The 25,121-nt window shown below is 38.5% G+C and carries 20 protein-coding genes and 2 pseudogenes; 6 read left to right on the top strand and 16 right to left on the bottom strand.

Annotated elements, in window-relative coordinates; all coding sequences use genetic code 11:
- Window positions 1–31: 31 nt before the first annotated feature.
- The 6 genes from der (at window position 32) to A3223_RS03595 (ending at window position 7,366) form a co-directional block, all read left to right on the top strand.
- Window positions 32–1,420 (top strand): ribosome biogenesis GTPase Der, encoded by a 1,389-nt coding sequence (gene der / locus A3223_RS03570; protein ID WP_084108973.1) that lies wholly within the window; start codon window positions 32–34, stop codon window positions 1,418–1,420.
- Window positions 1,401–1,922: a shikimate kinase gene (locus A3223_RS03575; protein ID WP_084108976.1), complete on the top strand. Its 522-nt coding sequence runs from the start codon at window positions 1,401–1,403 to the stop codon at window positions 1,920–1,922. Before der ends, A3223_RS03575 begins: the two co-directional genes overlap by 20 nt.
- A 405-nt stretch (window positions 1,923–2,327) precedes the next feature.
- On the top strand, window positions 2,328–3,290 hold the full coding sequence (gene trpS, locus A3223_RS03580) for a tryptophan--tRNA ligase (RefSeq protein ID WP_084108979.1): 963 nt from the start codon (window positions 2,328–2,330) through the stop codon (window positions 3,288–3,290).
- 12 nt (window positions 3,291–3,302) lie between these two features.
- Window positions 3,303–3,743: a hypothetical protein gene (locus A3223_RS03585; RefSeq protein ID WP_021090475.1), complete on the top strand. Its 441-nt coding sequence runs from the start codon at window positions 3,303–3,305 to the stop codon at window positions 3,741–3,743.
- Between the two features lie 9 nt (window positions 3,744–3,752).
- Window positions 3,753–4,997 carry a serine--tRNA ligase gene (gene serS, locus A3223_RS03590; RefSeq protein WP_084108982.1) on the top strand — a complete coding sequence of 415 codons (1,245 nt, stop codon included), beginning with the start codon at window positions 3,753–3,755 and terminating at the stop codon, window positions 4,995–4,997.
- Window positions 4,997–7,366 carry a tetratricopeptide repeat protein gene (locus tag A3223_RS03595; protein WP_084108985.1) on the top strand — a complete coding sequence of 790 codons (2,370 nt, stop codon included), beginning with the start codon at window positions 4,997–4,999 and terminating at the stop codon, window positions 7,364–7,366. Before serS ends, A3223_RS03595 begins: the two co-directional genes overlap by 1 nt.
- A 53-nt stretch (window positions 7,367–7,419) precedes the next feature.
- Here the strand turns inward: A3223_RS03595 and A3223_RS03600 are convergent.
- From A3223_RS03600 to selA, 16 genes and pseudogenes are all read right to left on the bottom strand, one after another.
- Window positions 7,420–8,672: pseudogene (locus tag A3223_RS03600) on the bottom strand (DUF2920 family protein).
- Window positions 8,673–8,703: 31 nt separating this feature from the next.
- The gene (locus A3223_RS03605) at window positions 8,704–9,282 is read right to left on the bottom strand and encodes a hypothetical protein (protein WP_084108988.1); all 579 of its coding nucleotides are present in this window, start codon (window positions 9,280–9,282) and stop codon (window positions 8,704–8,706) included.
- Window positions 9,283–9,290: 8 nt separating this feature from the next.
- Window positions 9,291–9,785: a TlpA family protein disulfide reductase gene (locus A3223_RS03610; protein WP_084108991.1), complete on the bottom strand. Its 495-nt coding sequence runs from the start codon at window positions 9,783–9,785 to the stop codon at window positions 9,291–9,293.
- The gene (locus A3223_RS03615) at window positions 9,775–10,464 is read right to left on the bottom strand and encodes an ABC transporter ATP-binding protein (protein WP_054196145.1); all 690 of its coding nucleotides are present in this window, start codon (window positions 10,462–10,464) and stop codon (window positions 9,775–9,777) included. Before A3223_RS03615 ends, A3223_RS03610 begins: the two co-directional genes overlap by 11 nt.
- A 1-nt stretch (window position 10,465) precedes the next feature.
- Window positions 10,466–11,608 carry an ABC transporter permease gene (locus tag A3223_RS03620; RefSeq protein ID WP_084108994.1) on the bottom strand — a complete coding sequence of 381 codons (1,143 nt, stop codon included), beginning with the start codon at window positions 11,606–11,608 and terminating at the stop codon, window positions 10,466–10,468.
- Complete coding sequence (locus tag A3223_RS03625; protein ID WP_084108997.1) at window positions 11,595–12,887, bottom strand: ABC transporter permease; 1,293 nt, start codon at window positions 12,885–12,887, stop codon at window positions 11,595–11,597. Before A3223_RS03625 ends, A3223_RS03620 begins: the two co-directional genes overlap by 14 nt.
- On the bottom strand, window positions 12,884–14,263 hold the full coding sequence (locus tag A3223_RS03630; RefSeq protein WP_084109000.1) for a Fe-S-containing protein: 1,380 nt from the start codon (window positions 14,261–14,263) through the stop codon (window positions 12,884–12,886). Before A3223_RS03630 ends, A3223_RS03625 begins: the two co-directional genes overlap by 4 nt.
- A 50-nt stretch (window positions 14,264–14,313) precedes the next feature.
- Window positions 14,314–14,835: an iron transporter gene (locus tag A3223_RS03635; RefSeq protein WP_084041674.1), complete on the bottom strand. Its 522-nt coding sequence runs from the start codon at window positions 14,833–14,835 to the stop codon at window positions 14,314–14,316.
- A 20-nt stretch (window positions 14,836–14,855) separates the two neighbouring features.
- Window positions 14,856–16,796, bottom strand: coding sequence for an FTR1 family iron permease (locus A3223_RS03640; protein WP_084109003.1), 1,941 nt, complete (start codon window positions 16,794–16,796; stop codon window positions 14,856–14,858).
- Window positions 16,797–17,064: 268 nt separating this feature from the next.
- Window positions 17,065–17,625, bottom strand: coding sequence for a formate dehydrogenase FDH3 subunit beta (gene fdh3B, locus A3223_RS03645; protein ID WP_084109006.1), 561 nt, complete (start codon window positions 17,623–17,625; stop codon window positions 17,065–17,067).
- Window positions 17,626–17,636: 11 nt separating this feature from the next.
- Entirely contained in the window at window positions 17,637–20,291 is a 2,655-nt protein-coding gene (locus A3223_RS03650; protein ID WP_374057433.1) for a formate dehydrogenase subunit alpha, read from the bottom strand.
- Window positions 20,292–20,351: 60 nt separating this feature from the next.
- Window positions 20,352–20,612, bottom strand: a pseudogene (locus A3223_RS09995) (hypothetical protein); the annotation flags it as partial.
- Window positions 20,613–20,623: 11 nt separating this feature from the next.
- Entirely contained in the window at window positions 20,624–20,830 is a 207-nt protein-coding gene (locus A3223_RS03660; RefSeq protein ID WP_009294906.1) for a twin-arginine translocation signal domain-containing protein, read from the bottom strand.
- Window positions 20,831–21,132: 302 nt separating this feature from the next.
- The gene (locus tag A3223_RS03665; protein WP_084109011.1) at window positions 21,133–21,873 is read right to left on the bottom strand and encodes a thioredoxin domain-containing protein; all 741 of its coding nucleotides are present in this window, start codon (window positions 21,871–21,873) and stop codon (window positions 21,133–21,135) included.
- Between the two features lie 53 nt (window positions 21,874–21,926).
- A complete protein-coding gene (selB, locus tag A3223_RS03670) occupies window positions 21,927–23,747 on the bottom strand; it encodes a selenocysteine-specific translation elongation factor (protein ID WP_084109014.1) in 1,821 nt (606 codons plus the stop codon).
- Window positions 23,744–25,069 (bottom strand): L-seryl-tRNA(Sec) selenium transferase, encoded by a 1,326-nt coding sequence (selA, locus tag A3223_RS03675; RefSeq protein ID WP_084109017.1) that lies wholly within the window; start codon window positions 25,067–25,069, stop codon window positions 23,744–23,746. The genes selB and selA overlap by 4 nt, the downstream gene beginning before the upstream one ends.
- Window positions 25,070–25,121 lie beyond the last annotated feature (52 nt).

Genomic DNA, 25,121 nt, shown 5'->3' on the forward strand with positions numbered 1-25,121 from the left:
GTATAATCAACCATCACGAAAAGGACAAAATTTGCAAAAAGTAATATTAGTAGGCAAGCCAAATGTCGGCAAAAGCTCACTTTTTAACCGCTTAGCTGGTCGTCGTATCGCTATAACAAGCGATGTTAGTGGCACGACAAGAGATACGAACAAAGCTAAGATCGAGGTTGAGGGCAAAGAGTGCATTTTAATCGATAGTGGTGGCCTTGATGATAGCAGCGAGCTTTTTAAAAACGTAAAAGCGAAGACCTTGGCAGAGGCTAGATATTCAGACGTCATCTTATACATGGTCGATGGTAAGATGATGCCAGATGACGATGATAGAGCCATTTTTTACGAGCTTAGCAAGCTAAATTTACCAATCGCTCTAGTCATCAACAAAATCGACAGCAAAAAAGATGAGCAAAGGGAATGGGAATTTATAAGCTTTGGTGCGAAAAATTCCTTTGGAATTTCCGTAAGCCACAACACCGGTATTGATGAGCTAAGTATGTGGCTAGCAAAGCACTTAGAAAACAAAGTGCAGATAAAGGCCGATACGAGCGAAGATTTTGATGATTTTTTAGAAAACTACAACGACGAGGGCGAGCTAAGCGACGAGATAGACTATGAGAGCAAAAACATAAGAGTTGGCATCATAGGCCGCGTAAATGTCGGCAAAAGCTCACTTCTAAACGCGCTTGTAAAAGAGAGTCGCGCCGTCGTTAGCGACGTGGCAGGCACTACGATAGATCCAGTTAATGAAATTTACGAGCATGATGGCAGAGTTTTTGAGTTTGTCGATACTGCTGGTATTAGAAAGCGTGGCAAGATCGAGGGCATCGAGAGATACGCGTTAAATAGAACTGAGAAAATTTTAGAAGAGACGGACGTAGCGCTACTTGTGCTTGATAGCTCTGAGCCATTAACTGAGCTTGACGAGCGTATCGCTGGCATCGCTTCAAAATTTGAGCTCGGCGTCATCATCGTGCTAAACAAATGGGATAAAAGTAGCGAAGAATTTGACGAACTCTGTAAAGAGATAAAGGATAGATTTAAATTTCTAGCATACGCGCCGATCATCAGTGTTTCGGCACTTGGCGGCAAAAGAGTGCATAAAATTTACCCGCTCATAGTTGAAATTTATAAAAACTACACTCAAAAAATCCAAACTTCAAAGCTAAATGAAGTGATCGGTGAAGCGACCAAGGCACACCCTCTGCCACGAGATAAAGGCAGAGTTGTGAAAATTTACTACGCAGTACAGTTTAAGACAGCGCCGATCATGATAGCGCTCATAATGAACCGCCCAAAATGCTTGCACTTTAGCTACAAACGCTACCTAACAAACAAACTTAGAGAGAGCTTTAATCTAACTGGCGTACCTATCGTGCTAATCCCTAAAAAACGTGGAGAGAGCGATGAAAACAAAGAACAATAATATCGTTTTGATAGGATTTATGGGCGTTGGCAAAGGCACGACCGCAAGGGCGCTTAGCAAGACTTTAAGGACGATGAACCTTGACTGCGACGACTTACTGGAGAGCTCACAAAATATGAAGATAAAAGCTATCTTTGAAGAGTACGGAGAGGAGCATTTTAGGCAGCTTGAAAAGGATCTGGCTAAATTTCTAGCAACAAATGTCAAAAATGCAATCATCTCAACCGGCGGAGGCTTTGCGAAGGTTAAAAATTTAAAGAAAATTGGCACCGTGATCTATCTAAAAGCTAGTTTTGATGCGATCATGCAAAGACTAAAAAATAGTAAAAATAGCGAGAAAAAACTTGCCAAACGTCCACTTTTAAGTGATCTAAAAAGAGCCGAGGCGTTACATCTGGAGCGAGAGGAGCTTTATGAGAAAAAGGCTGATTACATCGTCGAAGTCGAGGGTAAAACTCCAAAGCAAATCGTAAAAGAGATAAGGATGCTTTTAAAGATTTAGTTGTAAAGTGGTGCGAAATACTGCTTGCAACGATAAATTTCAAGATCAGGCTAGATGGCTATCTGGCGTGATGTTAAAATTTGAAATGTTTGAGCTAAATTTAACGTTTTGTAGTTAGAAATTTTAGCGAAGTGTTTGAGAAAAATTTAAATATTGCGCTGTCAAAATTTTAATCAAAACTAGACATTTAACCTGCTAAGCTAAATTTTAAGATTAGATTAGATACAAAAACTCTAATGTAACGTTAAAATTTAAAAAGTATTTTTGGCGAAGTATCGCGAGATGATTTTGATAGTTGTGTAGAAATTTTAAGCCGAGGCTAGACACATAGTCTGCCAAAAGCTTAAAATTTCAAATCTCTATCAAAAGCGCTCACGAGAAAAAGCCAAAATTTGAAAGGATAAGATGAGAGTATTAACCGGCCTCCAACCCTCCGGCAAATTACACCTTGGCAACTACTTTGCCTCGATAAAGCAGATGGTTGATATGCAAGAGCAAAATGAGATGTTTATGTTTATAGCAAACTACCACGCGATGACGAGCCTTAGCGAGGCCAAAGCCCTAAAGCAAAATACTTTTGAGGCTGCGTGTGCGTTTTTGGCACTTGGGATCGATCCAAATAAAAGCATATTTTGGGTGCAAAGTGACGTTAAAGACGTGCTTGAGCTTTACTGGGTGCTAAGCCAGCATACGCCTATGGGGCTTCTTGAGCGCGCACATAGTTATAAAGACAAGGTCGCAAAGGGTCTTAGTTCGCACCACGGACTCTTTAGCTATCCAGTTTTGATGGCAGCTGACATTTTGCTTTATAATGCGCAGGTCGTACCCGTAGGCAAGGATCAGATCCAGCACGTAGAGATCGCACGTGATATCGCGATAAAATTTAACAACGAACATGGAGAAATTTTTACATTGCCTGAGGCGAAGATCGATGAAAATGTCGCCACCGTGCCTGGCACAAACGGCGAAAAGATGAGCAAAAGCTATGGCAATACAATCGATATCTTTGCTGACGCTAAAACGCTTAAAAAGCAAATTTCTAGCATCGTGACAGACGGCACACCGCTTGAAGAGCCAAAACAGTGGCAAAACTGCAACGTCTATAATATCGCCAAACTTTTCTTAGACGAGAGTGAGCAAAAAGAGCTTCAAGCTAGATATGAGCGTGGTGGCGAGGGTCATGGGCACTTTAAAGCTTATCTAAATGAGCTTATTTGGGACTATTTTAAAGATGCGAGAGAGAAATTTGAGCATTATCAAAATAATCCTGACGAAGTGTCTGGAATTTTAGAAATAGGAGCCAAAAAGGCAAGTAATGTTGCTCAAACAACAATAAAAAAAGTTCGTGAAGCAGTCGGAATTTATTAATAAAGGAAAAATATGCAAAATTTATATCCATACGCACAGATAGTTCATCTTTTTTGTGCAATCATCTTTGTTGGTTACCTCTTTTTTGATGTAATCATTTTTAAGGCAGCTTGTAAAAAAATGCCACCTGAGCTTGCTCAAAAGGCAAAACAAGCTATCGGTTCAGTTGCTATTAAGATAATGCCACTTTGTATCTTGCTTTTGGTATTAACTGGAGGCATGATGATGAGTAACTGGGTCGGATCAAAGGCTGGAGGCTACTTTGAGACAAATTTACAAATCATTTTTATGATCAAATTTTTCTTAGCGATGCTAATCGTAGCTGCAGTTATAACAAATTTGAGCTGCAAATTTATATTTAAACGCCCTAGCCCACTTGGCAACATACATCCATTTGCGCTAACAGCGGCAGTTTTTATCGTACTTTTTGCAAAAGTTATGTTTATGGTTTAAGGATATAGGATGATAAATTTAAAACTACTCGAGACAAATTACGATGAATTTGTAAAAAAGCTTGAGGGCAAAAATGTAAAAGCTGGACTACTTGACGAGCTTTTACAAACTTTTAATGAACTAAAACAAAAGCGCAAAGCACTTGAAAATTTCCAAGCGATCCAAAACGCAAAGAGCAAAGAGCTTGGTATAAAAGCAAGAGCTGGTGAAGACGTGAGTGAGCTAAAAAATGAGCTAAATTTAAACAAAGCTGCGCTTGCTGACGCTGATGAGATCGTTAAACAATATGAAGAAAAGCTTGAGCAAATTTCGTTTAGCGTGCCAAATATCACCGACGATGACGTGCCATTTGGCAAGGACGAGGACGATAATGTCTGCATTAAAACGGTACTTGAGCCGACTAAATTTAGCTTTACACCAAAAGAGCACTGGGAGCTAGGCGAGAGCCTTGGCTGGCTTGACTTTGAAAGAGGTGCAAAGCTCTCAGGATCTCGCTTTACCGTGCTTCGCGGCATGGGAGCAAGGCTTAGTAGAGCGCTTGTTAATTACATGATCGACTTTAACAGCTCACGTGGCTTTGAGCTTGTAAATGTCCCTTATCTAGTAAGCTCAAACACGCTTTTTGGTACTGGCCAGCTGCCTAAATTTGAAGAGGACCTTTACAAAGTGCGCGACGAGGACCTTTATCTCATCCCAACCAGCGAAGTGCCTGTGACAAATTTATACAATGACACGATCATTGAAGCCGAGCAGCTGCCTATAAAGATGACTTGCTACTCAGCATGCTTCCGCCAAGAGGCAGGCTCAGCAGGACGTGACACGAGGGGAATGATCCGCCAGCACCAGTTTGAAAAGGTTGAGCTGGTAAGCATCACAAAGCCTGATCAAAGCGAAGACGTGCTAAATGAGATGGTATCGTGCGCAAGCGATCTACTAACTAGCCTTGGACTTCCTCACCGTCATATGCTTCTTTGCAGTGGCGATCTTGGTTTTAGCGCGGCAAAGACGATAGACCTTGAGGTTTGGCTACCTGGTCAAGGTAAATATAGAGAGATTAGCTCTATTTCCAATACTCGTGATTTTCAAGCAAGGCGTGCAAAAATCCGTTTTAAAGATGGCAAGAAAAATATGCTTGTAAATACACTAAATGGCTCAAGTCTAGCTGTGGGTAGGACTCTTATTGCCATCATGGAAAACTACCAAAAGGCAGATGGTACTATCGAAATTCCAGAAGTTCTTAAAAGGTATATGTAGTGGCTGAAGAAGAGGTTGTAGTTTTAAAACCACCTGGCGAGCAAGCAGAGCAAGAAGCGCCTGAAGAGGCAAAAGCCGAAGCACCTGAAGAGATCGTCTCGCTTGAGAGTATCGCAAATGAGGGTGTGCTACAAGATGAAAGCATCCCAGAGCCAATCCCTGTAAAAAAGAGCAATAAAAAGCTCTTTATAATAGCAGGCGTGGTCGCTCTAGTGCTTATTATCTTGATAGTGGTTTTGCTAGTTATCTTGCTAAAGAAAGACAAAAAAGAGAACATAGATACTGCAAGTATCGTAAAAAATATAGAAAACAACTACCAAACGCAAAATTTTGGCGCTTCAAAGATCGATGAAATGATAAATAAAGCCAATCAGCTCTACGAGCGTGGCAATAAATTTGAAGCGTTAAAAATTTATGAAAACATAGCTGTTTATAACCAGTCACTTTCAAACTACAACCTCGGTGTTTCGCAGATGAAACAAGAAAGATGTGATGAGGCGATCGTATCTTTTAATAAAGCTATAACTGATAGAGAAAACACAGCAGTTAGTGCCATAAACGCTGCTGTTTGCTCACTCGAGCTAAATAACACTAAAAATTTTAACTACTATATAGGACTTGCTGACTCATTTTTGCAGTATGAAAACAACTCGCCACTTTATAGCTATTACTATGCACTTATAAATTATTATAAAGGCAACTATTACGAGGCGCTTCAAGCACTTTCTCATCCAAATACCGCAGATTATAAAAATGAATATGCATATTTAAGTGCAAAAATTTTATCACTTCTTGGAGATGATGAGAGAGCAATAGCTAAGCTTGAAGGGCAAAAGGCGTTTAAGGCCGACTTCACGCTAGCACAGCTCTATGCAAGACTTGGCAAATACGACAAGGCAAGGGATTATCTAACAAAAGCTTCTAAAAACACGCCAAATATCGATCTTATCAAGATGACTGAGGCGCTAATTGATCTAAAAACTTCTGACTATGGCGATGCAGCAGCATTTATAAAAGATGTTTACGACTACAATGCTTCTTTGCCAAGCAAAATTTACAAGATAAAAACGATACTAAAGCCTGATCTTTTTGATGTCAGCCTAGCTCAAGCACACTTTAGCGACGATATGTTTTTTGATAGAACAAGGCGCTATGAGACGCTTTTTTACTTCGCACCCTACAAGGTCTTTGATGCAAAACAGAGTATCGAGCAGATAAGAAAAGGCGGCGTTAGCGTCTTTTTAGACGATACTTCAGCAGCAAATGACTATCTTAGCCAAAGTGCAGCTGCTTCAAAAGTAAATGCAAAACTTAGCGAAGCCATCGCAAAGGCACTTAACTACCGCTTAAAAGAGGCAAACAAGGACTTTGAAGAGCTTGCTAAGGCCTATCCAAACCACTCGATCTTGCAGTATAACCTAGCTCTAAGCTACGCTCAGCTTGGGAATTTTAGCCTTGCTGCAAAGCACTTTATAGCAAGCTACCATCAGGATGTAAATAACCACCTCTCTGGCATCTTTGGCGCGATCTGCATGGATATAAATAGAAATTTAAATCCAAAACTAGTTGAAGAGATCGGCGAAAATTTAGAAAACGACAAGAGCCTAAAGCCTGTAAATTTATATGCCTCGCTTCTAAGCCTAATAAGCGGCAACCAAAGTGCGATGATAAGGTGGCTTGAAGAGCCAAAAGAGCCTACGACGCTAAATTTAGCCTTTGATATCATCATCGCTAAAATCTCAAACAACGATGAGCTAATGTCAAAAAAGGCTGATGAGCTTATGAAAATCTTGCCAAACGACATCATCGCAAATATCTTAAATTTCATCTCTAAAAACAAAGATCAAAACGTCAAAGAGTATGCAAAAGCGATACAAATTTACTTCATCGATAAAAATCTCGACTCAAATGCCTTCTACCACGGCGCTGACATCATCAAAAAGCAATACATCAAGCTGCTTCAGATCTCAGGCCTGCTAACAAGGGAGCGCGATAAGCTAAGAGCCGAGCTAAAGAGCGCGCCAAAAAATATAAATTTGATCCAAACTCTAGCCTACGTGGATATCTTTACAAATGACTTTGATGAGAGCTATAAGCTTTATAATGAGGTCATAGACGAGTTTAAGATAAATGATGCTGGGACGCTCTTTTTAGCGAGTGTAGCAGCCACTGGAGCGAATAAAATAACAAATGCTATCGCACTTTTGGAGCTTACAAAGCTAAATGATCCAAGTGCTGTTGAAAACAGAGCCGCCCTTGGCTTTATGTATCAGCAAATCGATAACATAAAAGCAGCTCTTATACAATACAGCAAAGTTGGAAACGTAGAATACAACAACGAATTTTATGATTTTATGATAGACAACTAAAAATTTAAAGCTAGGTCTTTAAAAGCCTAGCTTTAGATAAAACGGCTCTAAATTTAAATATTAGTAACTTCAAGCCTTATCTGATCTGATACTTCACTAAATTTATAAAGCAAATCACCACACTTATACTCTATACATTTTTCATCGATCCCATCTTTTTATCCTTTTTAGACAAAATTTTCTTCATAACGCCAGGAAGCTCTCTTTGCAAAAGTAGTTTATAAGACATCCCCATGCCGTGAGTTAGAGACTTTATAAATTTACAATCAACCTCGCTCCCATCTTTTATCATATGCAAAGTTGCGTCAAATTTTAGCTTCTTAAGAGCCTCGTAAAGCTCAGTTTTATCCTTTGCGGGGGCTGTTTCTTTATCGTTTATACAGTGATAGCTCACGTAAATTGGCTTTTTATAGCTACTTTGAACAGTTAAATGATCTAAATTTAGGATGTTTCTTATCTCTTCTCTTGCGTCAATAAAATAATATGGTGATTTTTCATTAAGTGTCCAGTATGTCTTATCAAAAAAATAAAGATATAAATTTTGATACAAAGTGCCAGTGCCAAAACAAAAATAGTTAGTAAAATCGATCTCTTTACCAAAACCGATAAGCCGCCACAAAAATATAGCATATGAGCTATTATCTATCACCGCATCAACTAGCCATGGAGCGATCTTAGCGCACATATGTGCCAGATATCCACCATGTGAGCTGCCTACCATTATCACTGGCAGATGTTCAAATTTGGCATTATTTATATATTTTTTTGTATAAAGAACGGCGTTTAGCACATCTAATGCTTGCATAACGCCAAAATTTTGGTATTCATTTTTTGTTGGTACCATCGTAATGCTAGCATTTAGTCTAAAATCAGCCGGCAAAAGACCGCTCTCTTTTCTAATAGTAATCTCTTTGCTGAGAAATTTAAGTAGCAAATCAACCTTCTCATGGCAGTCAATAGTTTTTAGATCGATTGGTAAATTTATACCTATGCTTGACAGCTCTCTTGTTAAGATTTCGCGGTCTATATCATCAAGTCCAAATTTCGCCCCAAGCTGTGGGCGGTTGCCTATGCAGTGATAATCCACACCGATACACGCCACATCATAGTTCTCTGCCATGGTTCGCATGAGATGAGTTCTATATCCAAAGTCAGAGTCTGCTCCAAGTCCAGGAATGATGACTAAAAGAGCTTTTGCCTCCTTTACATCGTCATAACAGGCATAAAAAGATCAAGCAGAGCTTCTTTTTATGCCAAGCTCCACATCATCACAAGATAAAATTTCGTAGCTTCCATCAACTAGCATCTTAACTCCTTTTAAAGTTTGCTAAATTTCTCTACCTTTGTGAGACGTTATAAAAAAAGCTAACGATCTGTTTTGCTAGGCGCTCTTTGAAAAATGGCCAGATGTAGCTTGGCGAATAGACATTGCCAGCTTGCATGAGCGAGATATTTGTCGCCTTTTCGCCACCATTTTTTGGACGCACTAGCACGCTTACTTGCATGTGATAAGTATAGCTATTCGTGCTAAAGTCATCATCATCGTAATAGCCAAATGGGAAAAACATCGAGTAGCCAAAGCCAAAGCTTGGTCTGCCAAAGCCATATCCCATGCCCATCGAAAATCTAGGATCTCTTTTTATTATCCTAGAAAAGCTTTGCACATCGCCAAGGATGATGAAGTCGGCATTTTTGATATTTGGTTCGTTTCTAAAGCCAGCCTTTGCAAACTCGTTTAAAATTTCAGCATTTACATCTTGTCCAGTCGCACTATTTTTAAAATTTACATAAACACTTTTATTTGATTCATTAAGCGTAAAAAAAATAGGCTCGCTCGTTTTGACCGAGATATTTGGAGTGCTGTTAGCACATCCAACAAAAAAAACCACTAAGACAAATAAAAAGAAATTTTTCATATTCACTCCTACAAGAGCGTTCTTATAGCACTTTCAAGTACACTTTTTGGTGTAAGACCGATAAATTTTGATCGCATCTTACCATCTTTATCAAAAAAATAGATAACTGGCACGCCCATGACGCCGCCAACTGCCTTGCTAAAGTAATCGACTGAAACCTTGTCGCTCGTCGTTTTAAAGGTGATGTTGTGCTCTTTTAAAAGCTCAATATCTTTATCAAAGCCTTTACTAGGTCCTAAAACACCAATGAATTGGACCTCTTTACCATACTCTTTTTCAAGCGTATTTAGATCAGGTATAGCGGCCTTGCATACTCCGCAGTCAGTGCCAAAGAAAAATAGCATATATGGTTTATCGCCTATCTTTAGGCGCTTTTCTGTTGGAAAAAACTGCGTATCAATGCCGCTTGAGTCATTTAGAGTGATGTGATGCTTCTCATACTGCTTGACGCAGCCCATAACTAGGGCTGAGACTAGACATAAAAATAAAATTTTATATCTCATTTGGCACCTTTGGGTTTTCAATAGTGCGAATTTTCTCTAGCTTACCGTGTCTTAGATATACGATCTTATCGCCATACTCGCCAAGATCAGGGTTGTGAGTTACTAGAAGTATCGTCTTGCCATCTTTTCTTAGCTTGCAAAATAGATCAAGTATAACTCTTTCATTTGCTTCATCAAGGTTACCAGTTGGCTCATCTGCTATTAAAATTTCAGGATCGTTTATGAGCGAGCGTGCGATACAAAGGCGTTGTTGCTCACCACCACTTAGCTGACTTGGTCTGTGTGTTAGCCTGTGAGAAAGACCAACTGCCTCAAGTGCCTTTTTAGCGTCCTCTTCATCAACTGAGCTGTGATAGTACTGAGCGATCATCACATTTTCAAGTGCGCTAAGATATGGCACTAAGTGAAACTGCTGAAAAATAAGACCGATCTTCTCGCGTCTAAATTTAAGTGTATCATCAGCATTTAGATTGCTCGCATCATCGCCACCGAGCATATAAGTACCACTACTTGGAGTATCCATTAGAGAAAGGATATTTACAAGCGTACTCTTACCACTACCACTTGGCCCCATGACGCTGACCCACTCACCTTTTTTAACCTCAAAATTTATATCATCAAGTGCTTTAACATCGCCAAAAATTTTACAAATATTTTTTAATTCTAGTGCATTTTGCATATCATTCTCCTCTTAATGTATCTGCCATTTTATTATTAAGTGCCCGTTTGATCGGATAAAATGCTGCGATCGCTGCAAATAAAAGCGATATTATCACAGCTACTGGGATGCTTAAAATTCTAAAATCAATACTAGAATCAAATATCGCATAACCTAAAATTTGAGCTAGTAAATATCCTAAAAATGCACCAACTAATGCTGAGATGAGCGCTGTCACAAATGTCTCAAAGCCAAATAGCTTTAGTACATCCTTTTTGCTTGCACCTATGGCTCTAAGAAGTGCGATCTCCTTTGAGCGAGAGAGCAAGATAGCACTAAGCGTTGTATTTACGCACATTGATGTAATGAGCAAAATAACAAGGCTAACAAGTGCCATTAATAGCTTTATTTTCTCCAAGATATAGCCCTCAGACTTTGAGACCTTTGCCACTGGTTTTGCAGCTATTTCTTCATTGCTTATAGTCTTTGCGAGCGATGTTATCTCATCAAAGTTACCAAGCACAACAGCTTCAGCATAGTTTATTTTGCCAGCTTTATTTGAAATTTTTTGAGCCAAAGATAGTGATGTGATCAAAAGCGCATCCTCTTTGTCGCCACTTGCGACTACGCCTTTTATCTTTACATTTATACTCTCATTTGAGCCAATGGCACGAATTTCTATATCATCGCCTGCTTTAAAGCCAGCCTGACGAGCTAGATCGACGCCTATTAGCACATTTTTATCGTCAAAATCAACATTTATCATCGTTCCATCTCTAACATCTAAAAATGGTTTAACTTTTTTTAGATTGCTAAATTTTGTTCCCATGACGATAGCATTTGTTGGACCGATATTTGCCTGAGCAAAGAGATAACCGCTCTCACCAAGAAGCTTATCTTTTGGTACTTTGGCGATCATTTCATTGTAAGTTTTTTCACTCATATCATCACTTGTCGCCATATCTTTTGGAGCAAAGATCATATTTGCGCCATAAGTTTTTAGCTCACGTGAGACTTTAGAGTCAATGTCAAGATAGACATTAACAAATGCAGCACACACGCATGCTCCAAGCAAGATAGAGATCACGATGACCATGACTCTTGATGAGCCATTTTTTAAACTTTTATAAATTGTATTGTAAAAGAATTTGCTATTTGCGGTCATATAGCACCTCCGCAGGTAGTAAATTTATGACGTTTCTCATTGGCATTAGCGAGCCAACGACTGAGATAAGCAAGGCAAATGCCACGCTTATAGGTAGCACGATCCACGCTATGCCTATGCCGTGAGAGAAGATGATGTAAGACATCACGTAGCTTAGTGCGTATCCTAAAAATGCTCCCGTGATACCTGCAAAAAAGGCTACCACAAGGCTCTCGCTAGCAAAAAGGGCGTAAATTTCAAAGTTACTAGCACCTATGGCTTTTAAAAGGCCGATCTCTTTTTTACGGCGGTAAATTTCACTTGTCATTAGCGATGTTATGCCGATGGCTGAAACCACAAGAGCGATGATGCTAACGATGCCCATTAGGCTTTGGATTTTCTTTACGATATTACTCTCCGCATCACTTACTTGAAGGCTTGCCTTTGCGCTAACGTTTGGTAAATTTTCTTCTATCTGAAATGCGATTGATCCTGCATAGGCTGAGCAGTACCATTTATCGTACTCTGCGCTATCAAGATTGTCTAAATTTCTTCTTGCTTTTAGCGATAGGTCATTTTCTGGGATCGTCATGGCTGAGACTTCAGCTTTTGTATATGATCCAGCGTGTCCTGAGAGATCGCCAGCAAGTTTAAGTGAGCCAACTAGCTTATGCGTCTCGTCACTAGCTCCTTTTAAAATTCCAACTATTTTAACCTCTTTTGTGCCGTTTTTGCCAGTAAGGCTAAGCTTGTCGCCAACTTTTAAATTTTTAGCCTTAGAAAGTTCTTCGCCAACTAAAATTTCATCCATACTTTCATCTTTTGGCCAAGCGCCCTCAACGCCCCAAAATCCATACAAGCTCTTAACGCCTGTGCTAAATTCTGGCTCATCTTTTAGTCCGATATTTTTATCAAAATAGGTTCCTTCAAAGGCAAATTCAATTCCTTTTTCATCTTTAACTTTTGCCTCTAAAAACGGCGCAAAAGCAACGATATTATTTCTCCAAAAGATCTCTTTTATCTTGTATATATCAGCCTCTGGGAGTAAATTTTGTGATTTTAGTGGGGTGAAATTTTTACCCTCGATCTCAATGCTTAAGCTCTCACCTCGTGGCAAAACGACGATATTTGAGCCATATCCTCTAAGCTCGGTTGCTACTTGATCGCCGATTTTTAGCGTAATGTTTAGCATGCAAGCTATCAAAAGAGCAGCTAGTAGTATGGTGATAAAGGCCATCGTCTTTTGCACCTTTGAGCCCGTGATTGAGCTTTTTATCATTCTTAGTTGCATATTTTTCATTTTAACGTTCCATTTGTTTCTACATATTTTTCTGGATTTGCTTCAAATTTCGCCTGAGTTTCGTTATTTTCAAAGAAATATGTGCGTCCATAGTATAAATATGATCTTGACTCAAGGTTGCTCACCTTTTTGCGACTAACTGGGTCAAGCACCATTTTTTCGACAACCTTACTAAAGAAATTTGCTCCATCTGTAATAGTTTTATAATCAACTATGATATTTTTGCCATCGAAGATAAATGGCATTGGTATCGGATTGCAACCACCTTCTTTGCCAACTGATGGCAAGAAAATTCTAACATTACAAGAGATGCAAATAAGGTCATTGCCTCTCTTTATATAGCCCATATCGCCACATATCATACAAGAATCAAAGACGATAACAGGCGATACACGGTCGCTAAAGCGGTTTAGTAAGAAAAACCTTATCTGCTTGCCCTCATCTGTTATATAGGCAAATCTGTGAAGTTCATTATCTTTTAGCATATCAACATCAAATATAAATTTATCTCCCACTGGCTCAACCAAGACTGGCTCTGAAATTTCAGGTGGACGAGATGCGTAAAGATCATAATAGAGCGAAAATCCAAGTGCTATCAAAATACTACAAAATGCAAATTTTGCATTATCAGAAATATTTTCTCTAATGGCTTTTGTAAAGCGGTATTTGATAGAACCAAATTTATTTTTATCAATACTTTTTGGCATAAAGAAAAGCGCGGTGATGCATAAAAGTAAGATCACAAAGATATAAAAATAAGTACCAAATTCTGATACGTAAATACCTTTTGCACTAACAGATAGAATCTGAGAGTTTAACTCACTACTTATTTTTAAAGCCCCAGCACGCAAAAGCTCAAGTGCTGTCTGAGAGCTCCTATCGATTAGCAAGAAAACTAAAGTGATAAGGGCTAAAATTTTAGCTATTAATGGAGAAATGCTAGATTTTAAATTCGAAATAAAAAAGAATAAAAATACGAGCAAAATCATTGCAAATATCATTAGAAAGAAGCTAATAACCGAAAGCGTATCTAGTAGCTCACCACCAAATAGCGGGAATAACACACTGCTTGAACTATAGCCAAAGCCAAAGCCGATGCCTAAAATAAAAAACGTTACAATTTTTGCTATCTTAAGCTCAAGAAATATCCATAAAATGCTAATTAGTAGAAAAACTAGCGTCGCTGAATCAATGAAAATTTTAAACTGATCATCTATAAGTGCGTGACGAACGACTTTAAAAATAAATACGCCAGCTATAACTCCAAAAAGTGACGGTAAAAAGAGTGTTTTTAAACTTTTATCCTTGTTATTTAAGGCAGCAAAAAGCGTAAATCCAAGGAGGGCTAAAAAGACCTGATAGAAATAAATTGACATAACTAAACCCTGTGAGAATTTTTTAAAAGGGGCGAGAACGCCCCTGGTGATTATTTAACAGGACCACCTGTCCATTGAAATTTATAAGTTGTTGTGAAAGGCTCAAACCATTTACCAACACCGCTCTCTTTATCAGCGTGGCGACCAAAACCTTGTTTTTCTGGATTGTCGATGTGGAATTTAAGCTCATAGTTGCCTACGCCTGTATCCATTTTTACGTTAGCACCATAGTGTGGGCCATCGCTTGCAACCATTGGCATAAAGGTACCTTTTTTAACTTTGCCGTTATCAAGGTTTTTTAGCTCGTAGTTAATCTTTAGGTATGGGATCCACTCACCTTCGCCAAAGCCGTTTTTATTACCAGCAATAGCGTGTATGTCAGCTTCTAGGTGAAAATCAGCTAGGCTTGGAGCTAGGTCAATACCCTTTGGTTCCATGTCGATTGGTTGCAAATAAACTGCAGCTATCTCCATACCATTAGCCTCTACAGGCTCGCCGATTGGGTGCTCTCCAGCAAGTGCAAAACCAGCTGCTAGGCTAAGTGCTAGAGCTGAACTAAGAATTTTATTCATTTCCTCTCCTTTAAATAAGATTAGTTTTTATTTTGTTTTGATTTCATGATAACGATGCCTATAATTAAGGCAAGCACCATAATGATTTGAGGTACTAAGCTCTCATAATATGGCTGAAGTCCTAGCCAGTCTCTCATCCAGTCAGGGAAGCTAAGTCCTTTTATGATAGTTGGGATGAAAATTTTGCCCTCAACTAGTTCGCCAACACCCTTGCCAACAAAGACGATCGACATATAAAAGATAATAGCTGACGTAAATATAAAAAATGGTTTAATAGGAATTTTAACAGCAAAAATTTTAAATAAGAAATAGACTATTAAAAGAACGATAAGTCCTATCACAAAGCCAGCTGCAATCATCGAGTAACCAGCTGAATCTTTAGCTCCAAAAATAAGCGCCTGATAAAATAGTACAGTTTCAGCACCCTCTCTAAATACCGCTAAAAATACAGTCCACCAAAGCGCTGTGCTCGAGCCACTTGAGATAGACTCAGATACATGTGATTTGATGTAGTCGTTCCATTTTTTAGCGCCAGCATTTGAAAGAAGCCAGAAGCCAACGTAAAATAGAAGTCCCACTGCAACAAGCATCGTGATGCCTTCCATAAGCTCTCTTTTTTGACCTGCTGCCTCGCCAAAGATGACGTTCATGATCCACGCCATAACAAAGCTTAAGATGACAGCCACGCCAACTGAGCTATAAACAACTTTGCCCATCGCTTTAGCATTGCCAGTTTTTACAAGGTATGCAACGACGGCTGCAACGATGATAAGAGCTTCAAAGCCCTCTCTTAAGATTATAGTTAGCGCCCAGATAAATAGCGTCCAAGGTGAGCTTGAACCGCTAGTTTTTTCAAGTGCGGCTGCTAGCTGAGATGACATCTTGCTTGCGCTTTCTTGAAGAGTTTTTTCGTCTACACCTGATTTCATAAGGGCTACAAGATTGCCAAATGTAGCTTCAATAGCTGTTTTTAAATTTACATCTATTGCGCCTACTTTATTCTCCATACCGCTACCTTCAAACTCATCAAAGTAGATGTCTTGGATATCGCCCATAGCTTTTTTTACATCACCATTTTTATAAAGTGTGATAGCAGCTTGAATTTTGTCGTTTATGTTTTGAACGACTTTGGTATAATCTGCACCACTATCTTCTTCAGAAGCTGCTTCTACATCACTCATATCAACTTTTGCTAGTTTTGCAGTATCTGCTGGGAGTTTTGAGATTGCCTCATATGCTAGTTTCTTGATCTCATCTAGCTTAGTTTTAAAATCATCTTTGCTTATACCATTTGTGATGCCGCTGATCGCTTCGCCCATCTTTCTTTGGATATCAGCATCTATGCTTTTACCATTTTCTATATGCTGGCGAATAGCGATTTCAAGTTGAGTATTTCTGTAATCTGTAAATTTAGCATCTTGAATAGCACTTTTGGCATCATCTTGCTTATCGCTCTCATAGCTTGCTATTGCTTTATCTAGATCAGCTGATAAATTTGCAAATGCCACTTTCCACTCAGGGATAAATTTAGAAGTATCATAATCAGTTGTAGCAGCTTGAGCTGGGCTGTCTGAATACTCACCAACTAGTCTATGCCCTTTTAAGATAACTGGTAGAACTTCAGCGATCTCGCTATTGATCTGATCTATTCTTTTTTGCACATCATCTGGCGCTTCGCCTGCTTTTATCGCCTTTCTGATCTCGCCAAATTGCTTCTCCATAGAGTAAGCTTTTTTTTGACCTAAATTTATTCTGATGCCAGCTTCGACATCTTCAAATAAGCCAAAATAAGCATTTTGAGTATCACTGACTGCTTGTTCAACATTGCCCGCTCTATACTCTGTTATTACTTTTTGTAGCGACTCTTTTATCTGAGCTGCGACCTGCTCGTAATCCTCATTTTTTGCTATAAGCCAAATAGGCAACAACATAATTAGCATAAATTTTAAGAATTTATTCATTAAATAAACCACCTGTGAGATTTTTTTGAAGCGAATATTACCAAGGTTTTACTTTGATTAAAATAAAAACGATTATCATAAAATAGAGCAAATTGAGATAATAAAGAGAAATTTGTCTTCAAATAGCCAATTTTAAATGATTTTAGAAATTTTCTAATGTAAATTTAAAATTTATCTTTTGAATATAAGAATAGTAGTCTTATAAAAAATAAAAAGGTTTTAAGTTTAGATTCTAAAATTTAAAGGAGAGCAAATGCTCTCCTTCTTGTTAGGCATTTAGCCCAGTATTTCTTAGCATAACGCGTTTGCGATATACATTTGATACTTCAGCCGCATCTCCAACTAAAAGTGCATTTGTAGCACAAACAGCCGCACACATAGGCACTTTTCCTTCGGCCATTCTATTTTGACCGTAAAGCTCTCTCTCCTCGTGTGAATTTGTTGGCTCTGGGCCGCCTGCACACATTGTACATTTGTCCATTACGCCTTTTACGCCAAATGCGCCATCTTTAGGGAACTGTGGCGCGCCAAATGGACAAGCATATAAGCAGTATCCACAACCTATACACTTATTTTTATCATGAAGTACGATGCCATCGGCTCTAATGTAGAAGCAATCAACTGGGCAAACTTGTTCACAAGGTGCATCAGTACAGTGTTGGCATGCAATAGTAGTTGAAACCTCTTTACCTTCGATACCATCGTGAAGTGTAATAACCTTTCTTCTATAAATTCCCACTGGAAGTTCATGAGCAGAAGAGCAAGCAACTTGGCAACCATAACAACTAATACATCTATCAGTATCTACGAAAAATTTCATTCTTGCCATTTTATTCCTCCTTACTCTTTACCCATGGCGTCTCTCTCGCCATATTCATGGAAAAACGATGTTTTAAATGTATTTTCTTCAGCTTTTTCTATACGGCAAAGACCTGCGTTAAACTCTGAAATTTGAGTAACTGGGTCAAATCCATAGTTAGTAACTGTGTTAAAGCTCTCGCCGATAACATAAGGCTTAGTGCCCTCTGGATAGCGAGCTGAAAGATCAACGCCTTGCATAATACCAGCGAAGTTGTATGGCATACAAATTCTATCTGGAGTTACCATCTGGCTGTGATAGCATCTTACTTTGATCTTTGTGCCTTGTGGGCTGTGAATCCACATCATATCGCGGTCTTTTATGCCGTATTTTAAAGCTAGCTCTGGATTAACATTAGCAAACATCTCTGGCGTAATAGCTGATAGATATTTACTGGTTCTTTCGATCATACCAGCACCACTTAAGTTTACGACACGTTGCGTACTAAATACGATAGGGAACTCTTTCGACCAATCTTTTGCTTGTTGCTCTGACTTAAACTTAGTAGAAACACGGAAATTTCTAGCTTGATCTTCAAATGTCGGATACTTTTGAACAAGATCCCAGCGTGGTGAGTGAACAGGCTCTCTATGTTTTGGAATAGGATCGAGGAATTCCCAAACGATAGCTCTTGCCCTTGCATTACCATAAGGAACAACACCTTTTTCGCGGCATTTTTCAAAGATAATACCACTATAATCCATACTCCAGCTTGGTCCCATCTTAGCTTTCTCTTCTTCAGTTAGAGTTATACCTAAGACTTTTTCTATATTCTCTTTTGTGATTTGTGGATAGCCACCTTTTATAGCTGAGCCAACAAGCGTTGTCTCTTCGCTAGCTAGCTGACTAACGCCATTATGCTCTAGACCAAAGCGATTTCTAAAGCCTGAACCACCCTCTGCATAAGGCTTGCTCATATCATATAGTATTGGTGTTCCAGGGTGTTTTTCATCCCATGCTGGCCATGGTTTACCGTAGTATTCGCCTTTAACTTCACCACCAATACCTATTAGCGTATCTGGGTCAAATTTATCCCAGTTTGCTTGATGGCGTCTAAACATCTCGGCTGTTCTACCACCATAACCTATAGAATTTCCAATCCTTGCTATCTCATTTGTCGCATCATCAGGCCATACAAAATCATCTTTTACTTGTTTTATTTCACGATCTACGATACCCATTTTCATGCCTTTTACGTATTCATCGTAAAAGCCAAATTTCTTAGCAAACAAGAACATCACTTCGTGATCGCCCTTGCTCTCATAAAGTGGATCAACAACTTTTGTTCTCCATTGACCAGAGCGGTTTGTTGCACTTAAGTGACCTTCATTTTCAAATGCAGTCGCTACTGGCAAGATATAAACACCATCTTTTCTGTCTGAAAGGATAGAAATTTCATTTACAAATGGCTCAGCTACAACGATCATATCTAGTTTTGAAGCTGCTTCTTGGATTTTAGCCAAGTGCGCCATAGATGTCAGACCAGTTCCTTGAACCCAAAGAACTCTTAATGCACCACTACTAAATGTATTCTCCTCTTTCAAGACGCCTTGCCACCATTTTGAAAGTGACCAGCCTTTTTCGTTTCTCCAGTTTCTATCTTCTGGATGTTTAGGATCGTGGTAATAATACTCTTCAAAGACTGTGTTTTTAACAGGAGTACCGCCTTGTTTTGGCTCTTTTGTTGAGACTGCAAAGCGTTTAATAAATTCGTCATAATCAACGCCCCAGCCTTTGCAGTAATATTTCCATGCTGCATCAGTTAAGCCATAATACATTGGCAAGCTGTCTGAAAGGTTACACATATCAGTTGAGCCTTGAACATTGTCGTGACCACGAATGATATTACAGCCGCCGCCTGCTTTACCCATATTTCCTAGAATTAGTTGAAGGATAGGTAAAATTCTTGTATTTGATGTACCAACTGAGTGTTGAGTGATGCCAAGTGCCCAAACAACAGTACCTGGTTTTGTGTGAGCTAGAATGTCTGCAGCTTTTAGTAGCTTATCAACTGGTACTCCAGTAACATCAGATGTAACCTCTGGTGTCCAGTGCTCAGCCTCTTTTCTTATCTCATCAATACCGTAAGTTCTATTTTCTATAAATTCTTTATCTTCCCAGCCATTTTTGAGAATAATGTGAATAAGACCATAAACAAGTGCAATATCAGTTCCTGATCTTTGTCTCAAATAAAGATCAGCATGTGCAGCTGTCTTTGTAAAATTTGGATCAGCTACAATTACTTTTGCATTGTTTCTATCTTTTGCTTGTAAAGTGTGCTTCATGCCACCAACTGGGTTTGCCACAGCTGGGTTTGCTCCAATGATAAATATACATTTTGAGTTCGCAGCCATATCTCCAAAGTGGTTTGTCATCGCGCCATAACCCCAAGTATTCGCCACACCGGCGACTGTTGCGCTATGTCAAATTCTTGCTACGTGATCGTTACTGTTTGTACCCCAAAATGCACAAAATTTTCTAAAGTAATATGCTTGCTCATTGTTAAATTTCGCAGATCCTAAGAAAACAACACTATCAGGGCCATCTTCTTTGCGGATCTGAAGCATCTTATCGCCGATCTCATTTACAGCTTGATCCCATGAAATTCTTTGCCATTTACCATCAACTTTTTTCATAGGATATTTGATGCGTTGTTTGCTGTGTGTAAGGTCGATCTGATCGATACCTTTTGAGCAGTGTGAGCCCTGAGATATCGGATGATGCATCGCCATATCTTGACGAACCCAAACACCATCTTTTACCTCAGCCTCGATACCACAGCCTGCTGAGCAAATAGAACAAATCGTTCTAACCTTTTTTGAGCCAGGGAAAGGATTTTTTATCTCCTCATCACTTGCTTTTCTTATCGTTTCATTTTCTCCAAAAGCCATTGTGCTTCCAGCACCAAGTGCGGCTAGCTTTAAAAATGAACGTCTTCCTATACGTGCATCACTCATGGTTTTCTCCCTTAGTAAGCGATTTTATAGTAGGTTTCCCAGTTCTTGCTTTTTTTATAAAGCACCTCTTTTTTGTTTGACTTGCCAACGACGACACCATTGTCATCAGGAGCTAAGTCGTCACTAGTCACTTTTGCTACGGCTGAGACTGCTAGTACACCGCCGGCAGCACCGACTTTTAGAGATTTTTTTAGAAAATCTCTTCTTGATCCTTGCATTTTTTCTCCTTAGCTCTCAAACTTAAAAATTTGAGAATTTGGTTTGATTGGTCTTCACAATTTGCAACTTTAGAAATTCTAAAATATTGCAAGGCCTATTTCAGGGCTTTTTATAGCCTAGATTTAAACTCTGCAAATTTAGCATAATTGCAAGATAATCAAAGTAAATATAAAGCTTTAATTAAATATGTTAAGTTATTGTTAAAAATATAAGAAAATATATTTAATATTTTAACTTTTATGAATTTTGAGAGAAAGGCTAATTTAAAGTATAAATTCTAGGGAGAGCTCCCTAGAAAAGATTATTTCAGATCACTTTTGTTTATGATAAATGGCACTGATCTAACGCCAGCTGAGAAATATTTTTTACGTAAAGTATCGATCTTGTCGCTCTCTTCTTTACTAACATTTTTTTCATCCACGTTATAATCTTCAGAAAAATACTTTCTTAAAATTTTAACCTTATCGCTATCACTTTTTGCATTTTTTATATCTTTATAGATCAAAGCACTTTTTTGCAAAGACGATAGTTCATGCACTGGAGTTAGGATGATTTCAACATTATTGTCTTTTAATGTCGTTTCGATCTTTGCTAGCTCGGCTCTGCAATATGGGCATTCAGGATCTGAAAACATGATAATAGTTGGCTTTTTGCTATCATTACCAAGAGTTACAACATTTGCCTTGTCTTCATTTTTATAAATTTTAGCTAGTGATTTTACTAAATCAAGTGCTGCTTTTTCTGCGATTACCTTTTTTTCTTCAGCCAAATAAGACTTCTGCTCCTTTAAATTTACAACATCAGGAAACATAAGATCGCCCTTAATAAAAGTCACATCTTCTTGAGACATATCTCCTTTGCTAAATTTTAAGCTTACTTTTTCTATATCATCTAAAATTTTAGTGCGTTCTACGACTTTTACATTAACACCATCGATATTTTGATTTTTAAAAACTTCTGAGTAAAAATCTTCTATTTGCTTATCGCTTGCTGCCATTAGGCTAGTTGCCGCTAATATTGAGGCCAAAACCACTTTTTTCATTTTTTTCCTTTTTAAAAATTTGGCGGATTATATTTGCTTTTTGTAAATGAATGCTAACCACGAAAGACTCTATCATTTCCTTGCTTCATTATGTCACTCTCAAGATCAAGTTGCTCAAGATAAGCGATTACATATTTTCTACTTAAATTTAGTGCATCCTTGGCGTTTGTGACATTTACAAAGCCTTGATTTTTGATGATCTCTCTTAGCTTATCAAGTGCCATTTTTAGCGAATTTCTGGTGATGAAAAGGTTATGCTCCAGCCTTACAACTCTACCCATTGCAGTTAGTTTTTTAAGGGCATTATCGCCACTTAGCCTATCTATTTCCAGCTCATCATATATATTATAAGGTGCCGTTGGAGCTAGCTTTCCGCTTTCTAAAATTTCATAAATTTTCTCTTCAAGCCTTACTTTTAGTTTGCTTATATCAATACCTTTTTTTGTATAGACGCCATCATTTTTAGAGATTAAGTTTATACTTTCAAGCTCATCAAGTGCTTTTTGAGCTAAATTTTGGCTAGCCCAAGCAAGCTTTAAGCTTATACTTTGAGCTGAGAAAACAGCAAATTCATTTTTCTCTATCATAAATTTAACCACAGACTTTATCCGCTCAACCGCGCTTAGATCGTAGATATTTAAAGCTTTTTCATCAACAAAGACGTTTGAGACTTTTTTAGCTACATTTACGGCCTCTTCGTGACTTAGTCCAAACCTTTGATAAGAAGAGATGATGCCAAAGCCATTTTTGTGGGCTTCTTTAAGTATAGAAAATGCTCCAACAAAATCATGCTTTAAAAGTGCAGCTAAAAAGAGAATTTTACCAGCCTTTTTTAGTGGCTCAAGCACAGGATTTAACACCTTGCCACCTCCTATCACGCGCGCATCTGAGATAAGCACAAAGGCCTCGTCAAATTTCAAAAACATATCGCTTTGAAATTTAAAGGTAACAAAGTAGCTATCATCTTTTTGGCTTAGTATTAGCACCTTTGCAGGCACATTTTTAGCTCCTACGCAAAAGGTTACGCTTTGCGAGTGAATGAGATTTTTAGCAGTTACGACCGCATCAACCTCTCTAAATCCTCTAAAATAGCCCTTTTTACTAAGTAGTTGACCTTTTTTTAGTTCATTAAGCTCAATGCCAGTTAGATTTAGCGCCACTCGGCTGCTAACCCCTGCGCTATCAACGAATTTATCGTGGCTTTGCACACTTCTTACTAGCACCTCTTTGCCAGCATCGTAGTTAAAAAGCTTCTCGTTTTTACTAACGCTTCCCTCTATAACGGTGCCAGTTACGACATTTCCGATACCTTTTAGGCTAAAAACCCTATCGATGTAGTATCTAAAAACACCGTCTTCATCGCGCTTTTTAGCTCTTAGCGTAAAGAGGTAGTTTCTAAGCTCGTCAATGCTTGCCCTATCCTTTATACTAACGGCAAAAATTTCTAAAATTTGTAGGTTTTTAAATTTAGAAATTTCATCTCTTATCTCTTTTTTTCTTAAATTTATAGTCGCTTCATCTACGAGGTCACACTTTGTAAGTGCCACGATCAAAGACTTCACACCAAGAAGATTTAAAATTTCAAGGTGCTCCAAGCTTTGAGGCATAAGGCCGTCATTTGCCGCCACTACAAATAAGCACGCGTCAAAGCCATACGCACCACTTATCATCGTTTTTATGAGATTTTCATGCCCTGGCACGTCGATAAATGCGATATTTTCATCATTTTTACTTAAATTTGAAAAGCTTAGATCGATCGTTATGCCACGCTTTTTCTCCTCTTCAAGATTGTCCCCCTCAAAGCCGTTTAGTTCCTTTATAAGCGCGGTTTTTCCGTGGTCGATATGCCCTGCTGTTCCTATTATTAGACTCATTTTTCTTCCGTTTCATTTATTATTTTTATTAGTTCATTTACATCGTCATCTAAAAGTGTTCTTAAATCAAGTAAAAATTTATCATTTTCTATGCGGCCGATCACCTTTTTTTGCCTAAATTTCTGCTCATTTAAAACTGCATCTCCACTAACCGCCAAAGCCACGCTTGGAATTTTTTTATTTGGCATCGCACCGCCTCCTACAAAGGTTTGTGTGCGAACGATTTCTAGCGATGTTTTTAGATTCTTATTTATAAAATTTGCTAAATTTTCAAGCTCTTTTACACTTTTGTGAAGCAGTTTTTGTGTTGTGATTAGCTCAAATTCTTTGTTTAGATAAGCTTTTATGCTCTCAGCCAAAAGTGAGATGATCACCTTATCAACACGAAGCATTCTTAAAAGCTGGTTTTTTCTAAGCTTTGCGATGAGCTCTTTTTTGCCGACAATGATGCCACACTGCACCGTGCCAAGTAGCTTGTCGCCGCTAAAGCTAACTAGCGAAACGTCTCTTAAGTGCTTTAAATCTGGCTCATTTTTGTCAAGATTAAACGGCAAATTTCCGTAAAAACCGCTGCCAAGATCAAAATAGTCTATCAAATTTTGCTCACGTGCTAGCTTACTTAGTTCATTTGCCGTGGCTTCTTCGCTAAAACCAACTATGTCAAAATTTGAGCGGTGCGCTTTTACAAGCATTGCAGTATCTTCACAAATCGCCGACTCGTAGTCTTTTAGTCTAGTTTTATTTGTTGTGCCGACCTCTTTTAAGATGCAGCCTGCATTTGCCATCACCTCTGGCACTCTAAAACTACCGCCTATCTCGACTAGCTCGCCTCTACTAACGACTACCTCCCTACCCTTTGCAAAGGTATTTAGCACCAAAAATACAGCGCTTGCGTTGTTATTTACGACGATAGCATCTTCAAAGCCAAATGCTCTTGCTATGAGTGAGCCTATATAGTCATATCTGTTGCCACGACTGCCCGTTTCTAGGTTATATTCAAGGTTAGAATATCCTGTGATAACTGGCGTCGCTCGGTTTAAAATTTCTTTATCTATTACACTTCTAGCAAGATTTGTGTGGATAGTAATACCGGTTAAATTTAGAACTCTTTGAAGAGTTGATTTGTTAAATTTATAGTACTCATTTAGGATCAAATTTATTATTTCTTCACTACTAAAGTTTGCGTTTTCATTTAAAATTTTAGCCCTTACTTCGTCTAAAATTTGTCTTGCTAGCATTGTGACTAAACTCACATCAAGCCCCGAAAATGCTTCATTTTTTATGATCTTATCGACTTGTGGGATATTTCTTAAATCGCTCAATTTGTGCTCCTAGTAAGTTAGTTTTACCAAGCCGTGATTTTAACATAAAAAA

The organism is Campylobacter concisus, assembly GCF_002092855.1.
Classification (GTDB): domain Bacteria; phylum Campylobacterota; class Campylobacteria; order Campylobacterales; family Campylobacteraceae; genus Campylobacter_A; species Campylobacter_A concisus_AI.

Coding starts and splice junctions, on each gene's coding strand:
- A3223_RS03635 (WP_084041674.1), bottom strand. CDS start 14,835: ATGAATAAAATTCTTAGTTCAGCTCTAGCACTTAGCCTAGCAGCTGGT.
- A3223_RS03605 (WP_084108988.1), bottom strand. CDS start 9,282: ATGAAAAATTTCTTTTTATTTGTCTTAGTGGTTTTTTTTGTTGGATGT.
- selB (WP_084109014.1), bottom strand. CDS start 23,747: ATGAGTCTAATAATAGGAACAGCAGGGCATATCGACCACGGAAAAACC.
- A3223_RS03640 (WP_084109003.1), bottom strand. CDS start 16,796: ATGAATAAATTCTTAAAATTTATGCTAATTATGTTGTTGCCTATTTGG.
- A3223_RS03660 (WP_009294906.1), bottom strand. CDS start 20,830: ATGCAAGGATCAAGAAGAGATTTTCTAAAAAAATCTCTAAAAGTCGGT.
- serS (WP_084108982.1), top strand. CDS start 3,753: ATGATAAATTTAAAACTACTCGAGACAAATTACGATGAATTTGTAAAA.
- A3223_RS03575 (WP_084108976.1), top strand. CDS start 1,401: ATGAAAACAAAGAACAATAATATCGTTTTGATAGGATTTATGGGCGTT.
- A3223_RS03665 (WP_084109011.1), bottom strand. CDS start 21,873: ATGAAAAAAGTGGTTTTGGCCTCAATATTAGCGGCAACTAGCCTAATG.
- A3223_RS03585 (WP_021090475.1), top strand. CDS start 3,303: ATGCAAAATTTATATCCATACGCACAGATAGTTCATCTTTTTTGTGCA.
- A3223_RS03610 (WP_084108991.1), bottom strand. CDS start 9,785: ATGAGATATAAAATTTTATTTTTATGTCTAGTCTCAGCCCTAGTTATG.
- trpS (WP_084108979.1), top strand. CDS start 2,328: ATGAGAGTATTAACCGGCCTCCAACCCTCCGGCAAATTACACCTTGGC.
- fdh3B (WP_084109006.1), bottom strand. CDS start 17,625: ATGGCAAGAATGAAATTTTTCGTAGATACTGATAGATGTATTAGTTGT.
- A3223_RS03630 (WP_084109000.1), bottom strand. CDS start 14,263: ATGTCAATTTATTTCTATCAGGTCTTTTTAGCCCTCCTTGGATTTACG.
- A3223_RS03615 (WP_054196145.1), bottom strand. CDS start 10,464: ATGCAAAATGCACTAGAATTAAAAAATATTTGTAAAATTTTTGGCGAT.
- A3223_RS03625 (WP_084108997.1), bottom strand. CDS start 12,887: ATGAAAAATATGCAACTAAGAATGATAAAAAGCTCAATCACGGGCTCA.
- A3223_RS03620 (WP_084108994.1), bottom strand. CDS start 11,608: ATGACCGCAAATAGCAAATTCTTTTACAATACAATTTATAAAAGTTTA.